We start from the raw sequence: 1,537 nt of genomic DNA on the forward strand, positions 1-1,537 counted from the left end.
ATACTATTTATCGCTAATCTAGGATGCAAAAAAAATAATATTGGTGGGGGTGGGCTATGCGCCTGTTCACCTATAACCGAACCTGAATTAAAATTGGTTATAAAAAGCAGCACAGGTGCTGACCTGCTAAATGACAAAATCGAGGGGGCATACTCGAAAGATGAAATTAAAGTATTCCAAAAATCGGGAGATGGAACCGAGACTCCCGTTAACTTTAGTATCAGACCTCCATTTTCTTATGGCGAAGAAAAGTTCAATTTCAATTCGCTATTCGTAGGACTTAATTTTTTAAGAAACTCAAAAGACACCAAGATTCTTCTAAAGCTTGGTGATAGCAAACCCTATGAACTTAGTTTTGCATTAAATGAAGGTATGTATGATATCAATAAGCTATTGATTGATGACAAAGAGGCTGAAAGTGACAATGGAACCGTTAGTAAGTACCTTAGAATATTTTATTTAACGGAGTAGTTGTAGCACTTCCTTTTATCGAAAAAAACAATAAATTGCATTAAACTTTTTCTTGTATGAGCGATGAAATAACTTCGGGTGGTAGCAATGTCCACAGATATGAGAATCATATTCCTAAAGGATTTGAGCCGGCAATCGGAGATGGAGATAACATTGATGCCATTTCAAATCATATTGAAAAGCATGTAGGCAAGATCGAGTCCGTATTTCACGAAATTGTATCCGATAAAGTGCATATAGACGTTCACTGGGTTAAACCGACTGAACACCGCCCGTATCATACATTGGTTACAAGTGGAATGAGTGATAAGCCTATGAACGTTCCCGAAGAAGCTGATAATTTGCAATACGCTGAACTTTGCGTATTACTACCTTCCAGTTGGAAAATTAACGCTGAATCTTACGCACTTATGGAAGAAATATTTAGTGATGAGAACAATTATTGGCCAGTTAGGTGGTTGAAGAGTATTGCCCGATTTCCACATGAATATGACACATGGATAGGGCCATATCATACCATTCCAAATGGGGAAAAAGCCGAACCATTTTCAGAGAATACTAAACTGGGTTGTATGTTTGTTTTCCCATCAAATAATCTTCCTTCTGAGTTTACTCAGCTGGAAATTAGCGAAAATAAGGTGATAAACTTTTACTCACTGTACCCAATTTACAAAGAAGAGATGAATTACAAACTTAATAAAGGATCTGATGCACTATTAGATAAATTTCGAGAATTTAGGGTTAGTACCGTTATTGATGTTAATCGAATAAATACTTGTGCAAGGAAGAAATTTCTTGGGCTTTGGTAATGTGTGCTCCCTTGTCATACCGAATTTATTTAATTAGAATAGGTCTCATATTCCACTAATATGAACAAACACCCGGATACAAATTACAATAGATTTGAAGAGATTGACAGCGAAGATCTTGAGGATATATTGATGCAAATCGAACATTCATTTGAAATTAAGTTTGATCATGATGACTTTCTCAAAGTAACCACATRTGGCGAAATGTGTGATGTGATTTTCTCTAAAGTTGAGTTAGCCAATAATAACGGATGTAC

At 35.9% G+C, this 1,537-nt stretch carries 3 protein-coding genes; all 3 read left to right on the forward strand.

What is annotated here, in order from left to right; translation table 11 throughout:
* Positions 1 to 471, forward strand: a 471-nt coding sequence (locus AC1DG9_RS26920) for a hypothetical protein (RefSeq protein WP_477635675.1), incomplete at its 5' end; no start/stop codon positions are given.
* A gap of 56 nt (positions 472 to 527) precedes the next feature.
* Positions 528 to 1,280: a suppressor of fused domain protein gene (locus AC1DG9_RS26925; RefSeq protein WP_337717748.1), complete on the forward strand. Its 753-nt coding sequence runs from the start codon at positions 528 to 530 to the stop codon at positions 1,278 to 1,280.
* Between the two features lie 60 nt (positions 1,281 to 1,340).
* A partial coding sequence (locus AC1DG9_RS26930) for an acyl carrier protein (protein ID WP_477635676.1) occupies positions 1,341 to 1,537 on the forward strand: 197 nt, incomplete at its 3' end.

It is taken from the genome of Pedobacter sp. 05L430 (assembly GCF_056397585.1).